Genomic DNA, 1,001 nt, shown 5'->3' with positions numbered 1-1,001 from the left:
GCCCACCCCTTCGTTCTCGTTCACCCGGCCCCACCGGGCCATGTTGTAGAGCAGGAAGACGGCCGTCACCACGAAGGGGATGGCCGGGATGACCGCGGCGGTCAGCGAGCTGTCGGACGGCAGGTAGTACTGCACCAGCCCACCGGCGACCCCCATGCCGAGCCCGACCACCACGGCAACCGGGAGGCTGCGCAGTTTGGCCGCGATCACGGCCGCGAACGCCGCCGCCATGAGCGTCGTGAAGTTACCGGCATCGAGACCGATGATCGGGGTGCACAGTACCCCCGACAACCCGGCCAGAAAGGTGCTCACCGCCCACACCCCGACCGACACCACGCCGGGGTTGGTGCCCGACAGCGACGTCATGGCGGGCGAGTCGACCATCGCCCGCACCCGCAACCCCACTTCGGTCCAGCGCAGGACCACCGCGCCGATGGCCACAGTGAGGATGACGCAGCCATAGACGATCATCTGGTCCGCGGTGACCGGGACACCGTTGACCTGGAAGACGTGTACCGGCTCCGGGGCCAGGCCCGGGGCCTTCAGGATGGTGTCGTTGCCAAACAGAAGAGTGGCGATCGCCGGAATCGTGACACTGATCCCGAGCGTCGCCGCCACTTTGATCAACGGAGACGACTGGCGCAGTAATCGGAAGAGGGCCGCATAGAGCAGTACCCCCAGGCCCGGTCCAACGACGAGCAGCGCGACGACGGCGGCGCCGAGGATCGGCCAGTGGTGCTCCGTGTGCAGAAAGTAGAAGAACCGGGCGACGAAGTACGCCATCGCGCCGAAGCTGAAGTTGAGGATGCCGGCCGAGAGGTACGTGACCACCAGGCCGGCGGCCGCGATGGCGTAGATCCCGCCGAGTACCAGACCGGCGATCACATACTGAACCACGACTTCTCCCTCAGGCTCGGGCGCGGAGCAGGGTCGCTGTGCCCCCACAGATTGGCCGGTACGAGGCGGTTCCGAGTAGCGCGTACCGAGTCGAGTTCCCGCCC

1 protein-coding gene is annotated in these 1,001 nt (G+C 67.1%); it reads right to left on the bottom strand.

Features of this window, described 5'->3' with window-relative positions; all coding sequences use genetic code 11:
* A partial coding sequence (locus NBZ83_RS32315; RefSeq protein WP_261576534.1) for a branched-chain amino acid ABC transporter permease occupies positions 1-897 on the bottom strand: 897 nt, incomplete at its 3' end.
* Between the last annotated feature and the right edge of the window lie 104 nt (positions 898-1,001).

The organism is Frankia gtarii (assembly GCF_025403375.1).
Classification (GTDB): domain Bacteria; phylum Actinomycetota; class Actinomycetes; order Frankiales; family Frankiaceae; genus Frankia; species Frankia gtarii.
Note: the sequence above shows the minus strand (reverse complement) of the source record. Positions and strands in the feature narration are given on the sequence as shown.